Here is an 18,369-nt window from a genome sequence, read left to right as displayed (position 1 = left end):
CAAAATTGACTCTTTGTCGCTGCTTTTTCCTATTCTTTCAAGAATGACCTCCGCCACGACGCCGACCCCTGCCGCATCAAATTTCCTGCTCAACATCGTTCAAGACGACCTCGAAGCCCAGCGCTTCGCAGGCAAGCGTTGGGCGGGCAAGCCTGGCCCGGCGGCCTTGCAACAACAAGGCGGACTGGATTCGGCCCGCATCCGCACGCGCTTCCCGCCGGAGCCCAACGGCTACCTGCACCTCGGCCACGCCAAGAGCATCTGCGTGAACTTCGGGCTGGCCCGCGATTTCGGCGGCGTCTGCCATCTGCGCTTTGACGACACCAATCCGGAAAAGGAAGACCAGGAATACGTCGACGCCATCATCGAGGCCGTGCACTGGCTGGGCTTCGACTGGAAGGCCGACGGCAATGACAACCTGTACTTCGCCAGCGACTACTTCGGCTACATGTACGAGTTCGCCGAGGCCTTGGTCGAGGCCGGCCACGCCTACGTCGACGAGCAAAGCCCCGAAGAGATCCGCGCCAACCGCGGCACGCTGACCGAACCCGGCACCGACTCGCCCTGGCGCAACCGCCCGGCCGCCGAGTCGCTGACGCTGCTGCGCGAAATGCGCGACGGCAAGCATCCGGACGGCAGCCTGGTGCTGCGCGCGAAGATCAACATGGCTTCGCCCAACATCAACCTGCGCGACCCGGTCATGTACCGCGTGCGCCACGCCCACCATCACCGCACCGGCGACCAGTGGTGCATCTACCCGATGTACAGCTGGGCGCACCCGGTCGAAGACGCGCTGGAAGGCATCACGCACAGCGTCTGCACGCTGGAATTCGAAGACCAGCGTCCGTTCTACGATTGGATCCTGGCGCGCCTGGCCGAACTCGGCAAGCTGGCGCAGCCGCTGCCCCACCAGTACGAATTCGCACGCCTGAACGTGAGCTACGTCGTCACCAGCAAGCGCAAGCTGCTGCAACTGGTGCGCGAAGGCCACGTGGACGGCTGGGACGATCCCCGCATGCCGACCATCTTCGGCCTGCGCCGGCGCGGCTACACGCCCTCCTCGATCCGCCTGTTCTGCGACCGCACCGCCGTGTCCAAGTCCGACTCGCGCATCGACTACAGCCTGCTGGAGCAGGCAGTGCGCGACGACCTGGACCCGGTCGCCCCGCGCTCGGTGGCCGTGCTGGACCCGCTCAAGCTGGTCATCACCAACTACCCGGAAGGCCAGACCGAGATCTGCACCGCGCCGCGCAACCCGCACGATCCCGAAGCCGGCGTGCGCGAGTTCCCGCTGTCGCGCGAACTCTGGATCGAACGCGACGACTTCCGCGAAGAAGCGCCCAAGAAGTACTTCCGCCTGTTCCCGGGCAATACCGTGCGCCTGAAATACGGCTACGTGGTGCGCTGCACCGGCTTCACCAAGAACGAAGCCGGCGAGGTCATCGAGGTCCAGGCCGAATACCTGCCGGAAACCAAGAGCGGCACGCCGGGCGCCGACAGCGTCAAGGTCAAGGGCAACATCACCTGGGTCAGCGCGGCCCATGCGGTGCCCGCCCAGATCCACCTGTACGACCGCCTGTTCGCCGACGCGCGTCCGGACGGCGGCGACAAGGATTTCCTGGCCTGCCTGAACCCGAATTCCAAGCTGACCGTCACGGCCTGGCTGGAGCCGGGCACCGTCGCCACGCCGGGCGCCACCTGGCAGTTCGAACGCCTGGGCTACTTCACGGCCGACCTGAAGGAATCCAGCCCCGAAGCGCCGGTGCTCAACCGCATCGTGACCCTGCGCGACTCCTGGGCGCAAGGCTGACGCGCCGCGCGCGCATTGCCGGAAATAGGCGCCGAAAGGCGCCTTTTTCTTTGGGTCCGCCCCCTGCGCATGCGGCCCCTGGGCGGGTTATCATCCCCCGAACCCCGCAGCCGGTCGAGCCCGCCGTTTCCCGGCCCCAAGACCGCCAGCCACAATCAAGATGAACACTGAATCCCTAGCCCTGGACTTCAAAAGCGCCACCCTCTATGCCATCCGGGTGGTCCTGCACAGCGCCGACCCCGAACGCCTGAACGCCGCCCTGGCCAAGCGCATGGCCGATGCCGGCAGCTTCTTCGAAAACGAACCCGTGGTCGTCGACGCCAGCCGCGTCGAGGAAAAAATCGATTGGACCGCCCTGGTGGCGGCATTGCGCGGCCATAACCTGCCTCCCATCGGCGTGGTCGCCGAAGGCGCCAATCTGGAATCCGCGCGCGCGGCGGGCCTCACTCCGGTTGAACTGTCCACGCCCGCGGCCCGACCCGCGCCAGTGATCGACACCGCGCCGCCCAACGACGTCTCCACGCCGGTGCCTTCTGTGCCGGCCGCCGCGATCGAAACCGCGGCAGCTCCCACCGAAGCAGCCGCCGAACCGGAAGCGCCCGCCGACAAACCCGCGGGCGAACCGCTGCCCGCGCGCGCAGCCAGCAACACCACCTCGGCCTCCAGTCCCACGCCCGCCGCGCCGCACTCGTCATCGGCGCTGGTCATTACCAAGCCGCTGCGTTCCGGCCAGCGCGTCTACGCGCGCCACACGGACCTGGTGGTGATCGGCATGGTGAGCCAGGGCGCCGAAGTCATTGCCGACGGCAACATCCACGTCTACGGCCCGTTGCGCGGCAAGGCCATGGCCGGCGCACGCGGCGATACCTCCGCGCGCATTTTCACGACCCACCTGGACGCCGAGCTGCTGGCCGTGGCCGGCGTGTACCGCGTGGTCGAGGACAAGCTGGACCGCACGCTGCAGAACCAGCCCGCGCTGGTCCGCCTGGACGGCGACACGCTGCGCATCGAAGCCCTCAAGGCTTGATATCCGGAATCTGGCCGCCAGCGGCGGCCAATGCGCACGCGCAGACACCCGCGCAAATTTCAACACATCCTGTAAGAAGCCTTACAAGGGCTTTTTGCTTTACGATAACGCGATTTATTCGAACATAAGGGTTTGATCGTCATGACACGCATTGTTGTGGTGACTTCCGGCAAAGGCGGCGTGGGCAAAACCACGACCAGCGCCAGTTTTTCTGCGGGACTCGCGATGCGGGGCCACAAGACCGCTGTCATCGACTTCGATGTCGGCCTGCGCAACCTCGACCTGATCATGGGCTGCGAACGTCGCGTCGTGTACGACTTCGTCAACGTGATCCAGGGCGAAGCCACGCTCAACCAGGCTCTCATCAAGGACAAGCAGCTCGAAAACCTGTTCATCCTGCCCGCCTCGCAGACGCGCGACAAAGACGCGCTGACGCAGGAAGGCGTGGAAAAGGTCATCAATGACCTCAAGGGCATGGGCTTTGACTACATCGTCTGCGACTCGCCCGCCGGCATCGAAACGGGCGCGCTGATGGCCGCCTATTTCGCCGACGACGCGCTGGTCGTGACCAACCCGGAAGTCTCGTCGGTGCGCGACTCCGACCGCATCCTGGGCATCCTCGCCGCCAAGTCCAAGCGCGCCGTGGAAGGCGATGAACCGGTCAAGGAATACCTGCTGCTGACGCGCTACAGCCCCAAGCGCGTGGTCGACGGCGAAATGCTGTCGCTGGGCGACATCGAGGACATCCTGCGCATCAAGCTGATCGGCGTGATCCCCGAATCCGAAGCGGTGCTGCAAGCGTCGAACCAGGGCCTGCCGGCCATCCACCTCAGAGACACCGACGTTTCCGAAGCCTACAAGGACGTCGTGGCCCGTTACCTTGGCGAAGACAAGGCCCTGCGCTTTACCGACTATGAAAAGCCCGGTTTCCTGAAACGCCTGTTCGGAGGCAAGTAAGCAATGTCCTTCCTGTCGTTTCTGCTTGGTCAAAAGAAGACCTCCGCATCCGTCGCCAAGGAACGGTTGCAGATCATCCTGGCCCACGAGCGGGGCCGCGGCGACTCGCCCGATTACCTGCCGCAGTTGCAGCAGGAGCTTATCGCCGTCATTTCGAAATACGTGAAGATCAACCCCGAGGACATCAAGGTGCACCTGGAACGCCAGGACACGCTGGAGGTCCTGGAGGTCAAGATCGAAATGCCGCAGAACGAGACCTGATGCGGCTGTGCGCGCCCCTGGCGCGCATCACAATCAAAAAAAATGCCCGGCGATGCCGGGCATTTGCTTCGGGGCGACGGACGCTTAGCGCTTGCCGACCTGATCGCCGATGACGCCGCCGATCGCCGCTCCGCCCACCGTTCCGAGGATGCCGCCGTTGGTGATCACAGCGCCTGCCACGCCGCCCAGCGCAGCGCCGCCGACGGCGCTCTTCTGGCGATGGCTCATGCCGTCCCACGAAGAGCACCCAGCCATGGCGGCGGTCATCGCCAGCGCGACACAGATTTTGGAGAGAGATGCGATTTTCATATTTGTGGTTCCTATTCTCGTACCCGGGAGCCGCGCATGAAACTGGATGCGAGCGCGCGGCGCCCATAAGGGCCTGGAACCTTCAGGATCGCAAAATATTCTTGCCCTGGCTGTGAAGTTTGCCCATGAATTGTGTCAAAGGGCGAGTTAATCTTTGCGCGCCCCAGGGACATTGTTGCAGCGCGCGGCCGCTATTTGACCAGACGTAACACCTCGCGGAAGCGCGGGTGTTCACAAGTGCGCATCCACTCGAATATCGCCATCTCGGACGTGACGATTTCAGCGCCATGCGCACGCGCGCGGCGCAACGCCGCGTGATGATCGGCCGGCTTGCGCGAGCCCGCCGCATCCGCCACCAGCACCGCGTGGTAGCCCAGGTCAATCAAGCCGATCACGGTTTGCAGCACGCAGATGTGCGCCTCGCAGCCCGCCACCAGGATGGTCTTGCGCGCGGCCGGCAACCAGGCCTCAAAGCCCGGCTCCAGCGCCGAAGAGAAGTGCATTTTCTGGAAGGCGCTCTGGACTTGCTCGCGCAGCGGCTCCACGGTGGTCCCCAGCATCTTGGCGTGGTGCTCGGTAGCCACCACCGGCACGTCCAGCAGTCGCGCAGCCTGCGCGAGCTTGTGCGCGGCGTGAAGCACCGCCTCGTTGTCATGGATGACGGGCATCAGGCGCCCCTGCATGTCGACGATCAGCAGGGTGGAATCGGTAGCGGACAACAACATTGCGCGGTGCTCCTGGAAGATGTCCTCAAGGCAGGCTCACGCAGAACGAAGCCTTGAACAGCCCTTAGCATACCTCCGGCAAAAAAAATCCCGGCGCGAGGCCGGGATCGTTTTCAGGCGCCGATTACTTCAGGGCCTTGTAGCGCAGGCGCTTGGGCTTGGCGCCCTCTTCGCCCAGGCGGCGCTTCTTGTCGGCTTCATATTCCTGGTAGTTGCCATCGAAGAACACGACTTGCGAGTCGCCTTCGAAGGCCAGGATGTGCGTGGCGATCCGGTCCAGGAACCAGCGATCGTGGCTGATGACCATGACGCTGCCGGGGAACTCCAGCAATGCATCTTCCAGCGCGCGCAGCGTTTCGACGTCGAGGTCGTTGGACGGTTCGTCCAGCAGCAGCACGTTGCCGCCGGCGATCAGCGTCTTGGCCATGTGCAGGCGGCCGCGTTCACCGCCGGACAGCTGGCCCACGACCTTGTTCTGGTCGCCGCCCTTGAAGTTGAAGCGGCCCAGATAGGCGCGCGACGACATTTCGAACTTGCCCACCGTGAGCAGGTCGGCGCCGTCGGCCACCGCGTCGAACACGGTCTTCTTGTCTTCCAGCGCATCGCGCGACTGGTCGACATAGGCCAGCTTGACGGTCTGGCCGATGTTGACCTCGCCCGAATCCGGCTGCTCGCGGCCCGCGATCATGCGGAACAGCGTGGACTTACCGGCGCCGTTGGCGCCGATGATGCCGACGATGGCGCCGGGCGGCACCTTGAAGCTGAGGTTGTCGATCAGCAGGCGGTCGCCATAGGCCTTGCTGACGTTGTTGAATTCGATGACCTCGTTGCCCAGGCGCTCGCCCACGGGAATGAAGATTTCCTGGGTTTCATTGCGCTTCTGGTATTCGTAGGACGACAGTTCCTCGAAGCGGGCCAGACGCGCCTTGGCCTTGGCCTGGCGGCCCTTCGGGTTCTGGCGCACCCACTCCAGTTCCTTCTTGATGGTCTTCTGGCGGGCGGACTCCGACGCCTCTTCCTGCTTCAGGCGATCTTCCTTCTGCTCCAGCCACGAGCTGTAGTTGCCCTTCCAGGGAATGCCATAACCGCGGTCCAGTTCCAGGATCCATTCGGCCGCGTTGTCCAGGAAGTAGCGATCGTGGGTCACGCCCACCACGGTGCCGGGGAACTTGTGCAGGAACTGCTCCAGCCACTCCACGCTTTCGGCGTCCAGGTGGTTGGTGGGTTCGTCCAGCAGCAGCATGTCGGGTTTGGACAGCAACAGGCGGCACAGCGCCACGCGGCGCTTTTCACCGCCGGACAGCTTGCCGACGATGGCGTCCCAGGGCGGCAGGCGCAGCGCGTCGGCAGCGATTTCCATCTGGTGTTCGATGTCGTCGGCGCCGCTGGAGGCGGCGGCGGCGATGATGGCCTCAAGCTCGGCCTGCTCGGCGGCCAGCGCGTCGAAATCCGCATCCGGCTCGGCGTAGGCGGCATAGACCTCGTCCAGGCGCTTCTTGGCCGAGACGACGGCGCCCAGGCCCTCTTCCACCGACTGGCGCACCGTGTGCTCGGGGTTGAGCTGCGGTTCCTGCGGCAGGTAGCCGATGTTCAGGCCCGGCATGGGGATGGCTTCGCCTTCGATTTCCTTATCGACGCCGGCCATGATCTTCAGCAGCGTCGACTTGCCCGAGCCGTTCAGGCCCAGCACGCCGATCTTGGCGCCAGGAAAAAACGAAAGCGAAATGTCGCGCAGGATCTGCCGCTTGGGCGGCACGATCTTGCCGACGCGGTTCATGGTGTAGACGTATTGGGCCATGGGCTCGTATAGGAGATATAGCTGATGAACCGTCGATTGTAGGCCGGAACCCTGACCCGCGTATGTCCGCCGCCAAATGGCCGGCCCTTGCGGCGTACCCGGCCCTTCAGGCGGCCTTGGGCCGCGTCGCCCGGCCGCCGGCGCGCATTTGCGCCAGCATCACGCCAGCCAGCGCCATCGCCCCGCCGACGATGTGGAACAGATGGGGCTTTTCGTCCAGGAACACGGCCGCGATCGCCACCGTGGCCACCGGCATGAGGTTGAGGAAAATGCTGGCGCGGTTGGGGCCCAGGTGCTTGACGCCCTGCATCCACAGGAAGGGCGCGAACAACGACGGGAATACCGCCGCATACAGCACCAGGGGCAGGTTGTCGCCGTTTAGCGGTGAAGGCGGCGCCATCAGGAAAGCGGGCAGCTGGAACAGCACGCCGAAAGCGACCTGCACATACAGCGACTGCCACGGTCCCACCGGCAGTGCCCAGCGGCGCAGCAGCACGCCGTACAGCGCATAGGCCAGCGCGCCCACGCCCATCAGCAGATCGCCGCGGTTGGCGCCCACTTCAAGCAGGCGGGCGGGATCGCCCTCGCCGATCAGTAGCGCCAGGCCCGCCAGCGACAGCAGCCCACCCAGCATGGCCATGACCGAGGGCAGTTCGCGCAGCAGCAGCGCCACCACCGCGATGGTCATCAGCGGAATCATCGCCGTGATGATGCCCATATTGGTCGCCGTGGTGCTGGCGGCCGCCACATAGGCCAGGCCCTGGTACAGGGCCATGCCCAAGCCGCCCAGCACCGCCAGTTTGGGCAGGTGGGGCAGGATCTGGCGGCGCTGCGCCCAGACGCCCGGCAGCACGAACGGCGTCAGCACCACCCCGGCCAGGGCCCAGCGGTAGAAGCCGATGGCGGCCGGCGCGATGGCGCTGGCCGCCATCTTGGTGACGATCATGTTGACCGACCAGATCAAGGCTGCCAGCAACGGATAAAGCAGATAACGGGCGGGAACATGCGGAGAGGAAGCGCGGGTCATGAGGGGCAATGCACAGGCGTAGAGGAGACAGGGCCAGTGTAGGATCTGTCTGACCTGATGTATATAATGAAAAACAGACAAAACCAGACGAAGTTCCGACATGTCCGCCATCGATTCCGCGCCCACGCTGGCCAGCCACCTGCCCTACCCGCTGGCTTGCCGCATCCTGCATTTCACGCCGCGTTCCGGCATGAAGCGCCACAGCTCGCCCTGGGCGGAACTGAACTTCGCCATCTCCGGCATCATGGAAATCGGCATACGCGGCGTCACCTACCTGTCGCCGCCGCAGTACGCCATCTGGATACCGCCGCATGTCGAGCATTGCTGCCAGAACGAAGGCGAAGTGCACTACGCCTGCATCGACATCCCCGCCGCGGCCTGCGCCGGCCTGCCCACGGAACCGTGCACGCTCGAGATCAGCCCGGTCATGCGCGCGATCCTGGGCGACTTCGAGCAGCGCGGCATCAGCTATCCGGATACGCCGGAAGACCGGCGCATGGCGCAGATCGTCATCGACCAGGTCCGCCAGGCTCGGGCTTACGCCAGCTACCTGCCCTCCACCTCCGACCCGTTGCTGGCACCCATCCTGTCGGCGCTGCAGCACAGTCCAGGCGATAAGCGCGGCGCCGCGCACTGGGCAGCCACGGCCGGCATCACCGAGCGCACGCTGCTGCGCCACTGCCAGCAGCGCCTCGGCATGTCGTTCAATGAATGGCGTCTGCGGCTGCGCGTGGTCAGCGCCCTGGGCATGCTGGACGCGGGCCGGCCGGTCCAATCTGTGGCGCGCGAGCTTGGTTACAGCACGCCGTCGGCCTTCATCGCCATGTTCCAGCGGCTTACAGGTCAATCGCCCGACAACGCGCGTAGGCGCAGCCAGGGCGGCGCACCCGCGCCCTGACCCCGGAAAACCGCGTCATCCAAGCGCCTGATGCAAGGCGCGGCCGATCGCGAGACAATACGGCTGTAGCCAGGGCCTGCCAGCGGGCCCGAATCTTGCCGTGCCGTCGCGGCTTCATCGCGCCCAGGAACCCCTTCATGTCTGCCTCCGCCACTCCCCCCGCCTCCTTGACCCATTTCAGCACCGCCGAGCTGGACATGCTGGCCAAGACCGCCGACGCCTTGAGCGCCTATCTGGGCAAGCCCGTGCTGGCCGAAGTGGTGCTGGGCGATGATGGCACCGAATGGGTAACCTATGGCGTGCCCATGGACGAAAACGCCAAGCCCGACGAAGACCAGACCCACGTGCAGCTGGGCGGCGCCGGCGCCCGCCTGCTGGGCAATCGCGGCGGCCTGTCCCAGTCCGACGACGACACCTACGACTGTCTCTACCTCTGGGCCATCGAGATCTCGCTGAACGAAGGCGAGCGCTTCATCAAGCTGGACCACGACGGCGAAGAGTCCGCATGGTCCGACAATCTGGAAGACGTGCTGCCGTTTGCCCTGACGGAAGAACCCGTACCGGAGGACCCGGACGCGGAGGACGACGAGGACGACGAGGACGAAGCGGATGAGGACGATGAGGATGATGCGGATGGCCACGGCCACGATCATTCTCACGACCACAACCACCGCCACTGAAGCGCGGCCGGGCGGCGGGTTGCGGCCGGCATGGCCGCGCAACCGCGCCGTCCGCGGATCAGACCGAGATCCGCCCTTCCTGCACCGCGTGGCAGGCCACCACCGACACTCCCGCGGCCATTGCCACTGGCGCCTCTGACTTGCAACGCTCGTTCGCATGCGGACAGCGCGGATGAAAGGTGCAGCCCGACGGCGGATTCAGCGGATTGGGCACCTCGCCCGCCACCGCGGTGCGCGGCTTGCCCGCGCCGTTGATGTCGGGAATGGCCTCCAGCAGCATGCGCGTGTACGGATGGCGAGGCCGCGCGAACAGCTCGTCGCGCGGCGCCACCTCCACCATGCGGCCCAGGTACATCACCCCCACCCGGTCGGCCACATGGTGCACCACCGCCAGGTTGTGGGAAATGAACAGATAGGTCAGCCCCAGGTTGCGCTGCAGATCCTTCATCAGGTTCAGCACCTGCGCCTGCACCGACACATCCAGCGCCGAGGTCGGCTCGTCGCACACCAGGAATTCCGGATTCACCGCCAACGCCCGCGCGATCGAAATGCGCTGGCGCTGGCCGCCGGAAAACTGGTGTGGATAGCGGCCCTGGTCGGCCGGGTCCAGGCCCACCTGCTTGAGCAGTTCGCCCACGCGCGCGCTGCGCTCGTCAGGCGTCATCGTGGTGTGGGTCAGCATGGGTTCGGCGATGATGCGGCCCACGCGCCAGCGCGGATTCAGGCTGGCATAGGGATCCTGGAAGATCATCTGCAGGCGCTTGCGCAAGGCGCGGCCGCCTGGCTCGGACATGCGCGACAACGGCTGGCCGTCGAAACGGATGTCGCCGCGGGTCAGGCCATACAACCCCACCAGCATGCGCGCCACGGTCGATTTGCCGCAGCCCGATTCGCCCACCAGCGCCAGCGTTTCGCCGCGCGCGATCTCGAACGACACCCCGTCCACGGCGCGCAGCATCACGCGCGGCTTGCCCGCGAGCTTACGTTCCAGCCACGGCGGTGACACATCGAACCAGCGCGCGGCGTCCTTTACTTCCACCAAGGGCGTCGTCATGCGGCCACCTTATCGTTGTTGTCGTGCAGCCAACAGGCCGCGCGGGACGTCCCGGCCGCCATCAGCTCCGGGCGCTCGACGCCGCAACGCGGCAGGCGCTGGCCGCAGCGCGGATTGAAGGCGCAGCCCGGCGGAATGGCGTTCAGGCGCGGCATGCTGCCGTCGATCTGCACCAGCCGTTCGGAGTGTCCTTCCAGCGATGGAATCGATCCCATCAGTCCCTTCGTGTAGGGATGGCGGGGCTTGTGGATCACGTCGGCCACCGGGCCGATCTCGGCCACGCGGCCCGCGTACATCACCGCAACGCGGTCGGCGGTTTCGGCGATCACACCCATGTCGTGCGTGATCAGCATCACCGCCGTGCCGTTTTCACGGCACAGGCGCTTGAGCAGTTCGATGATCTGCGCCTGGATCGACACGTCCAGCGCGGTCGTGGGCTCGTCCGCCACCACCAGCTTGGGTTCGGCCGCCAGGGCCAGCGCAATCACCACGCGCTGGCGCATGCCGCCGGAGAACTGGTGAGGATAGTGGTCGATGCGCTCGCGCGCGGCCGGAATGCCGGTCGACGCCAGCAGCTCCACCGCCCGTTCGCGCGCCTGGGACCAGCTCAGGTCCAGGTGCGTCACGATGGTTTCCGCCAATTGCCGGCCCACCGTGTATAGCGGGTTCAACGAGGTCAGCGGGTCCTGGAACACGGCCCCGATCTCGCGGCCGCGCACGCGGCGCATCTGCTCGTCGGGCAGGTTGTCGATGCGGCGGCCCGCCAGCAGGATCTCGCCCGCGGCGATACGTCCCGGCGGTTCCAAGAGGCCAATGATGGATGCGCCGGTCAGGGACTTGCCTGCGCCGGATTCGCCCACTACGCCCAGGACTTCGCCAGCCTGGATGGAAAAGGACACGTCGTCCAGCGCGCGCAGCGTGCCGCGGCGCGTGGGGAATTCCACGCGCAGGTTGCGGACTTCTAGTAATGCGCTCATGTAAACCTCAATTCAGACGCGGGTTGAGCGCATCGCGCAGCCAGTCGCCAAGCAAGTTGACCGACAGCACCAGCAGCACCAGCGCCGCACCCGGGAAGATGGTGATCCACCACTCCCCTGAAAACAGGAAGTCGTTGCCGATGCGGATCAGCGTGCCGAGCGACGGCGCGGTCGGCGGTACGCCTACGCCCAGGAACGACAGCGTGGCCTCCGTGATGATGGCCGTGGCCAGGTGCACCGTGGCCAGCACCAGCACCGGACCCAGCACATTGGGCAGCACGTGGCGGAACATGATGACCGGCGAGGCCACGCCGATCACGCGCGCCGCCTGCACGTATTCGCGGTTCTTCTCCACCAGGGTGGAGCCGCGCACCGTGCGCGCATACTGCGGCCAGCCCGCCAGCGCGATCGCGCCGATCAGCACCGGGAACGCGATCAGCTCATGCAGCTCGCGCGGCACCGCCGCCCGCGCCACACCGTCGATCAGCAGCGCGATCAGGATGGCGGGGAACGACAGCTGCACGTCGGCGATGCGCATGATGAACGCATCGATGCGCCCGCCCGCGTAGCCCGAGATCAGCCCCAGCACGATGCCGATCAGCATCGACAGCAGCACCGAGGCCAGGCCGATCAAGAGCGACACGCGGGTGCCGTACAGGATGGCCGAGTACAGGTCGCGGCCCTGGCTGTCGGTGCCCAGCAGGTAGGTCGGCAGGCCATTGGCCTCCCAGGCGGGCGGCAGCAAGGCGTCCAGCAGTTCCACCTTGGTCAGGTCGAACGGGTTGTGCGGCGCCACCCAACCGGCCCCGAAGGAGCCGATCAGCAGGAGCGCCAGCATCACGGTGGCGATGATCGCCACGGGCGCCCGGCGCCAGGCCCAGGCAATGTCGCTGTCCCACCAGCGTTTGAGTACGGCGCGCATCAGTGAGCCCCCCCGCCGCGGGTCAGCCCGGAACGCAGGCGCGGGTCCACGACAAAATACAAAAGATCGACGATCAGGTTGATCACCACGAACACCAGCGCAATCAGGCACAGGTAGGCCGCCATGACGGGCACGTCGGCGAATTGCACCGCCTGGATGAACAACAGGCCCATGCCCGGCCACTGGAACACGGTTTCCGTGACGATGGCGAAGGCGATGATGCCGCCCAGTTGCAGGCCGGTGATGGTGATGACCGGCACCATGGTGTTCTTCAGCGCGTGGCCGAAGTGGATGGCGCGACGCTTCAGGCCGCGGGCGCGGGCAAACTTGATGTAGTCCGAACGCAGCACCTCCAGCATTTCCGAACGCACCAGGCGCAGCACCAGGGTCATCTGGAACAGCGACAAGGTGATGGACGGCAGGATGAGATGCTTCCAGCCCGTGGCGGTGAACAACCCCGATGACCACCAGCCCACGCTGACGGTGTCGCCCCGCCCGTAGCTGGGCAGCCAGCCCAGTTGCACGGAAAACACCAGGATCAGCAGGATGCCGATCAGGAAGGTGGGCAGCGACACGCCCAGCAGCGACCCGGCCAGCAGCAGCTGGGACAGCAAGCTGTTGCGCTTGAGCGCGGTGTACACGCCCAGCGGCACGCCCACCAGCAGCGCCAGCAAGGCCGCCACCATGGACAGCTCCAGCGTGGCCGGCAGGCGGGATTTCAGCAAGGAAGATACGGGTTCGCTCTGGCGCAGGGAGATGCCGAAATTGCCCTGCACGGCGTTGGCCACGAAATGGCCGAATTGGACGATGGCGGGCTCGTTCAGCCCCAGGCGCTCACGCAGTTCGATGCGCTCGGCATCGGTGGCGTCCTGTCCCAGCATGATGGTGACAGGGTCGCCGACATATTGAAAAAGCACAAAGGCCAGTAGCGCGACGGTGAGCATCACCGCTACGGCCTGCAACAGGCGACGCAGTATGAAAGCAAACATAGGCGGAAAAGGCGAAACAGCGAAAGCCCGTCGGCCTGTTCATCATGAACAGGCTGACGGGCCCCGCCGTTTGATTAGCCTGGATCAGTCAACCTTGACCCAATCGGCAACGAGGCGATTGTCGGCACGGTGGATGACCGTGACGTTCTTGCGCATGGCCCAGGGAATCACCTGGTCGTGCAGCGGGATGTGGCCGAAGTCCTTGGCGTGCCCTTGCAGCACGGTGATGATGTCGGCGTCACGCTTGGCCGGATCGGTTTCCGTCTTGATCCGGTCGATGATGACGTCCAGTTCCTTGTTGCTGTAGTTGCCCAGGTTGTACATGCCGTCCGCGCCCTCGCCCTTGGTGCGAATCAGGTTCTGCAGCGTGTACATGGCGTCGAACGTGGGTACGCCCCAGCCGAACAGGTAGGCGCTGGTGTCGAACGACTGCACCTTGGGGAAATAGGTGGAGCGCGGCATGGCGTTCATGGTGGCCTTGACGCCGACCTTGGCCCACATGCCGACCACCGCCTGACAGATGGCTTCGTCGTTGATGTAGCGGTTGTTCGGGCAATCCAGCGTGAAGTTCAGCGTGCCGTCGTAGCCGGCTTCCTTCAGCAGGGCACGGGACTTTTCCGGATCATAGGGCACGCGCGCCTGCAGCTGCTGGGCCCAGCCGTGCACCTGCGGCGCGATCATCGTGCCGGTGGGCGCGGACAGGCCGCGCATCACGGCACGCTTGATGGCGTCCACGTCGATCGCGCGATACAGCGCCTCGCGCACGCGGATGTCCTGGAACGGGTTCTTGCCCTTGATGTTGGAATACTGGAGTTCCGGACGCTTCTGGTCCAGGCCCAGGTAGATGGTGCGGTATTCGTTGCCTTCCACGACCTTGGCCGACTGGCGCAGGCGATCCAGGTCCTGGGCCGCCGGATCCAGCACGAAGTCGATTTCACCCGACAGCAGCGCCGCGGTACGCGTGGCGTTCTGCTTGATCGGCGTGAACACGACTTCGGTCACGTTGCCGACCTTGCCGCCCTTGTTCCACCAGTCCTTGTTTTCCTCGAACACCGTGCGCACGTCCACTTCGCGCGACTTCAGCTTGTAGGGGCCGGTGCCGTTGGTGTTGCGCGCGGCGTAGGTCTCTTCCTTGTTGACGAAGTCCTGCGGCTTGGCGACGTTGTTCTTTTCCGACCAGGCCTTGTTCATGATGAACACGTTGGTCAGCTGGCGCAGCAGCACCGGGTTAGGCGCCGAGGTCTCGATCTCGACCGTCAGGTCGTCGATCTTGCGGGCTTCCTTGATGCCGGTGGTGTAGGCCTTGTAGTTCGAGGTGGGCGCCATGGCGCGGTGGATCGAGAACACCACGTCGTCGGCGGTGAAGGCGGCGCCGTCATGGAACTTCACGCCGGGGCGCAGCTTGAAGCGGTACAGCGTGGGCGAAACCTGCTCCCACTCCGTCGCCAGGCGCGGGTTGACCTTGAAGGACTTGTCGTAGTCCACCAGCGGTTCGTAGACGTAGCTGTTGGCGGCGATCGTCATGCCTTCGTTCTGCGAGTGCGGATCGAAGGTGAGGATGTCGCCCTGGGCGGCCCAGCGGAAGGTCTTGGCCTGCCCGATCGTGGGCACGGCAACGGCGGCGGCGATCGCGATAGCAATCAAAGTGCGGCGCATAGGTTCAACTCCTGACTGTAGTCTGAATACCGGCGCGATATTGCCTAGCCGCAGGACCTCCGTCAATTGAGGGTTTATGCGTACCGTAGACGGTTTTCACAGAGGGAGAACCAATTGGGGACACATAAGTTTGTAACAAAATAATCGAAGTAAACAGTGTTGGGCATGCGGCCCGCCCCCGCCCCCGCCTATTCCTCGTCCGGCGCCGACAATTCCAGCGGCACGTGCTCGGTCATCAGCACCTCCAGCATGTCGATCAGCATCGCGGCCTTTTCCTCGCCGAACGGGGCCAGCACGGCCTTCTGGTGCTGCAAGGCCTGCTCGCACAGCGCGGCGATCAGATTCGTGCCCTTGGTGGTGATGCAGACGCGCGTCTGCCGCCGGTCCGCCCGCACGCCCGTGCGCGCCACCAGCCCTTCGGCCTCCATGCGCTGCACCACCTTGCTCAAGGTGGGCTGCTTGGTGATCGCCAGCACCGCCAGCGTGCCTATGGTTTCACCGGGACTGCCCTCCAAGCTGGCCAGTACCCGCCACTCGGTCACCGACAGGCCGGCCGCCTTCACCTGCAGATGGAATTCCGCCGAAATGCGCTGGCTGGCCTGCGCCAGCAGATAGGCCAGATAGCCATCGACGAAGCGGCCTTTGTGCGCCGCCGCGGCCGTGTCCCGCTGCTTGTCCAACCGCATGTTGCTTTGCTCCCACGCACCGGAAACCAGGGCCGACGCCGGCCCGACGAAATGCGCATTGCACCACGCCGGCGCATGCGCGCGCCATGATGTGCCGCAATGCTGTTGCGCAGCACAGGGTATACCCGGAATCGCAACCCGTTTTTGCACCATCACAGCGCCGGAACAGCACTGCGGCCTAGAGAACAACGAGTATATACGTCATTGTTTTAGCGTGATATTTTTTGTTTTCCATGAAATTTCATCTTTTTTGTTGACAGCTAAAACGTTGACTCCTAAAGTATTTTTAAGACGAGAATTTCCTGACGTGACGATGCTGCGCAGCAGCAACCATTGAGACCCGCAGGCCGGGCCGCGAAGGAGTGCCAGAATGGCTGAAAGGTCTTTCAAAAAAGAAGTCCAGCAGTTGCGCATCGGCGCGGGCGAAGAGTTCCGCGGAGAAGGCATTCTTGCGGTCACCAAGGCCTTGCTGCAGTCCGGCGTGGGCTACGTCGCGGGCTACCAGGGTTCGCCGATCTCGCATTTGATGGACGTGCTGGCCGACGCCAACGACATCCTCCAGGAACTGGGTGTGCATTTCGAGGCCAGCGCCTCCGAGGCCACCGCGGCGGCCACGCTGGCCGCCTCGGTCATGTACCCCATCCGCGGCGCCGTCACCTGGAAGTCCACCGTGGGCACCAACGTCGCATCCGACGCGCTGGCCAACCTGGCTTCCGGCGGCGTCACCGGCGGTTCGCTGGTCATCGTGGGCGAAGACTACGGCGAAGGCTCGTCCATCATGCAGGAACGCTCGCACGCGTTCGCCATGAAGTCGCAGATCTGGCTGCTGGATCCGCGCCCCAACCTGGAAAGCATGGTCAAGGCGGTGGAAGACGGCTTCGAGCTGTCCGAGGCCAGCAAGACGCCCGTGATGCTGCAACTGCGCATCCGCGGCTGCCACGTGCACGGCCGCTTCATCGCCAAGGAAAACAAGCGCCCCGCCTTCTCGCTGGCGCAGGCGCTGGAAAGCCCGGCGCGCGACACCAGCCGCATCGTGCTGCCGCCTGCCTCCTTCCTGCACGAACAGGAAAAGATCAAGGAGCGCTGGCCCGCCGCCATCCGCTACATCAAGGAACACAAGCTCAACGAACACTTTGACGGCGACCAGGACGATATCGGACTGATCCTGCAAGGCGGCCTCTACAACGGCGTGATCCGCGCCTTGCAGCTGCTGGGCCTGGCCGACAACTTCGGCAACAGCCGCATCCCGCTGTACGTCATGAACGTGACCTACCCCGTCATCGAGGACGAGGTCATCGATTTCTGCCGCGGCAAGCGCGCCGTGCTGCTGCTGGAAGAAGGCCAGCCGGACTACATCGAACAGAACCTGCACGCCGTGCTGCGCCGCGCCGGCATCGACACCAAGCTGTCCGGCAAGGACGTGCTGCCGATGGCGGGCGAATACACCACCCAGGTCATGCGCGACGGCCTGCGCGAATTCCTCAAGCGGCAACGCCCGGAATCGCTGCAGACGCATCCCGCCGCCCTGGCCGATGCCCAGGCCGCGGAACGCCAGCTCCAGATCACCGAGGTGGCGCGGCCCAAGCCGGCGCGTCCGGCCGAGCAGCCCATCACCTTCCACAAGCACGTCGAAGGCCTGGCGGCGGTCGTGCCGCCGCGGCCCGCCGGCTTCTGTACGGGCTGTCCGGAAAGGCCTATCTTCTCGGCCCTGACCCTGGCGCAGGAAACGCTGGGCCAGCACCATATTTCCTGCGACATCGGCTGCCACCTGTTCTCGATCCTGCCGCCGTTCAACCTGGGCGCCACCACCATGGGCTACGGCCTGGGCGCCTCCAGCGCGGCGGCCTTCAACGTGCCGGCCGCCAAGCGCCCCATCTCCATCATGGGCGACGGCGGCTTCTGGCACAACGGCCTGTCCTCGGGCATCGGCAACGCGGTCTTCAACAAGTACGACGGCGTCATCGTCATCGTCGACAACTTCTACGCCTCGGCCACCGGCGGACAGGACATCCTGTCCTCGCGCGCCGAAAACCCGGACCGCTCCACCAACAATCCCATCGACCAGGCCGTGCGCGGCGTGGGCGTGAAGTGGGTGCGCACGCTGGACCGCACCTATGACGTGGCCAAGGTGCGCGCCACCATCGAAGAGGCGCTGACCACCGACATCAAAGGCCCCAAGGTCATCATCGCGCAATCGGAATGCATGCTGAACAAGCAGCGCCGCATCAAGCCGCTGTTCAACAAGGCAGTCAAGGAAGGCAAGCGCGTGGTCAAGGAACGCTTCGGCGTGGACCCTGACGTCTGCACCGGCGACCATGCCTGCATTCGCCTGTCGGGCTGCCCGTCGCTGACGGTCAAGGACAGCGGCGACCCCTTGAAGGAAGATCCGGTGGCGCACGTGGAAAGCAGTTGCGTAGGCTGCGGCAACTGCGGCGAAGTCGCCCATGCCGCGGTGCTCTGCCCGTCCTTCTACCGCGCCGATATCGTCCACAACCCGACCGGCCGCGACCGCTTCATGGCGCGCATGCGCACCGCCGTCATCGGCTTCCTGCAACGCCGCCGCGCCGCGCGCCTGGCCCACCACGCCCTCTGA

Annotated in this window: 18 protein-coding genes; 7 read left to right on the top strand and 11 right to left on the bottom strand. The window is 65.2% G+C overall.

Annotated elements, in window-relative coordinates; all coding sequences use genetic code 11:
* Positions 1-43 precede the first annotated feature (43 nt).
* The 4 genes from HV766_RS10525 to minE all read left to right on the top strand — a co-directional run bounded on the left by HV766_RS10525 (position 44) and on the right by minE (position 4,055).
* Positions 44-1,810: a glutamine--tRNA ligase/YqeY domain fusion protein gene (locus HV766_RS10525; protein ID WP_054457358.1), complete on the top strand. Its 1,767-nt coding sequence runs from the start codon at positions 44-46 to the stop codon at positions 1,808-1,810.
* A gap of 160 nt (positions 1,811-1,970) precedes the next feature.
* Positions 1,971-2,837 carry a septum site-determining protein MinC gene (gene minC, locus HV766_RS10520; protein WP_054457360.1) on the top strand — a complete coding sequence of 289 codons (867 nt, stop codon included), beginning with the start codon at positions 1,971-1,973 and terminating at the stop codon, positions 2,835-2,837.
* A gap of 141 nt (positions 2,838-2,978) precedes the next feature.
* Positions 2,979-3,794, top strand: a complete 816-nt coding sequence (gene minD, locus HV766_RS10515) for a septum site-determining protein MinD (RefSeq protein WP_041652327.1) — start codon at positions 2,979-2,981, stop codon at positions 3,792-3,794.
* A gap of 3 nt (positions 3,795-3,797) precedes the next feature.
* Positions 3,798-4,055, top strand: coding sequence for a cell division topological specificity factor MinE (minE, locus tag HV766_RS10510; protein WP_006217654.1), 258 nt, complete (start codon positions 3,798-3,800; stop codon positions 4,053-4,055).
* 84 nt (positions 4,056-4,139) lie between these two features.
* On the opposite strand, the gene HV766_RS10505 is transcribed toward minE, so the two are convergent.
* From HV766_RS10505 to HV766_RS10490, 4 genes are all read right to left on the bottom strand, one after another.
* Entirely contained in the window at positions 4,140-4,364 is a 225-nt protein-coding gene (locus HV766_RS10505) for a YMGG-like glycine zipper-containing protein (protein ID WP_042796532.1), read from the bottom strand.
* A gap of 191 nt (positions 4,365-4,555) precedes the next feature.
* Positions 4,556-5,089 carry an isochorismatase family protein gene (locus HV766_RS10500; RefSeq protein ID WP_119449698.1) on the bottom strand — a complete coding sequence of 178 codons (534 nt, stop codon included), beginning with the start codon at positions 5,087-5,089 and terminating at the stop codon, positions 4,556-4,558.
* Between the two features lie 124 nt (positions 5,090-5,213).
* Entirely contained in the window at positions 5,214-6,887 is a 1,674-nt protein-coding gene (ettA, locus tag HV766_RS10495; RefSeq protein WP_054457363.1) for an energy-dependent translational throttle protein EttA, read from the bottom strand.
* Positions 6,888-6,993: 106 nt separating this feature from the next.
* Positions 6,994-7,914: a DMT family transporter gene (locus HV766_RS10490; protein ID WP_119449699.1), complete on the bottom strand. Its 921-nt coding sequence runs from the start codon at positions 7,912-7,914 to the stop codon at positions 6,994-6,996.
* 100 nt (positions 7,915-8,014) lie between these two features.
* Here HV766_RS10490 and HV766_RS10485 point away from each other — a divergent pair, with 100 nt between their 5' ends.
* Positions 8,015-8,812: an AraC family transcriptional regulator gene (locus HV766_RS10485; protein ID WP_054457365.1), complete on the top strand. Its 798-nt coding sequence runs from the start codon at positions 8,015-8,017 to the stop codon at positions 8,810-8,812.
* A gap of 137 nt (positions 8,813-8,949) precedes the next feature.
* Positions 8,950-9,492 (top strand): hypothetical protein, encoded by a 543-nt coding sequence (locus HV766_RS10480; RefSeq protein ID WP_175181125.1) that lies wholly within the window; start codon positions 8,950-8,952, stop codon positions 9,490-9,492.
* 58 nt (positions 9,493-9,550) lie between these two features.
* Here HV766_RS10480 and HV766_RS10475 read toward each other — a convergent pair whose 3' ends face one another.
* From HV766_RS10475 to HV766_RS10445, 7 genes are all read right to left on the bottom strand, one after another.
* A complete protein-coding gene (locus tag HV766_RS10475) occupies positions 9,551-10,546 on the bottom strand; it encodes an ABC transporter ATP-binding protein (RefSeq protein WP_054457369.1) in 996 nt (331 codons plus the stop codon).
* Positions 10,543-11,523: an ABC transporter ATP-binding protein gene (locus tag HV766_RS10470; RefSeq protein WP_054457372.1), complete on the bottom strand. Its 981-nt coding sequence runs from the start codon at positions 11,521-11,523 to the stop codon at positions 10,543-10,545. The genes HV766_RS10475 and HV766_RS10470 overlap by 4 nt, the downstream gene beginning before the upstream one ends.
* A 7-nt stretch (positions 11,524-11,530) precedes the next feature.
* Positions 11,531-12,445 (bottom strand): ABC transporter permease, encoded by a 915-nt coding sequence (locus tag HV766_RS10465; protein ID WP_054457374.1) that lies wholly within the window; start codon positions 12,443-12,445, stop codon positions 11,531-11,533.
* The gene (locus HV766_RS10460; RefSeq protein ID WP_054457377.1) at positions 12,445-13,434 is read right to left on the bottom strand and encodes an ABC transporter permease; all 990 of its coding nucleotides are present in this window, start codon (positions 13,432-13,434) and stop codon (positions 12,445-12,447) included. Before HV766_RS10460 ends, HV766_RS10465 begins: the two co-directional genes overlap by 1 nt.
* 84 nt (positions 13,435-13,518) lie before the next feature.
* Complete coding sequence (locus HV766_RS10455) at positions 13,519-15,090, bottom strand: ABC transporter substrate-binding protein (RefSeq protein WP_054457379.1); 1,572 nt, start codon at positions 15,088-15,090, stop codon at positions 13,519-13,521.
* 188 nt (positions 15,091-15,278) lie between these two features.
* Entirely contained in the window at positions 15,279-15,776 is a 498-nt protein-coding gene (locus HV766_RS10450; protein ID WP_175181124.1) for a MarR family winged helix-turn-helix transcriptional regulator, read from the bottom strand.
* Positions 15,777-15,977: 201 nt separating this feature from the next.
* On the bottom strand, positions 15,978-16,166 hold the full coding sequence (locus tag HV766_RS10445; protein ID WP_125472485.1) for a hypothetical protein: 189 nt from the start codon (positions 16,164-16,166) through the stop codon (positions 15,978-15,980).
* On the opposite strand from HV766_RS10445, the gene HV766_RS10440 reads away from it, so the two are divergent.
* On the top strand, positions 16,147-18,369 hold the full coding sequence (locus HV766_RS10440; protein WP_175181123.1) for a ferredoxin family protein: 2,223 nt from the start codon (positions 16,147-16,149) through the stop codon (positions 18,367-18,369). The genes HV766_RS10445 and HV766_RS10440 overlap by 20 nt on opposite strands.

Source organism: Achromobacter aegrifaciens (assembly GCF_902859735.1).
Taxonomy (GTDB): Bacteria; Pseudomonadota; Gammaproteobacteria; order Burkholderiales; family Burkholderiaceae_B; genus Achromobacter; species Achromobacter aegrifaciens.
This window is presented reverse-complemented; position numbering and strand designations above follow the sequence as displayed.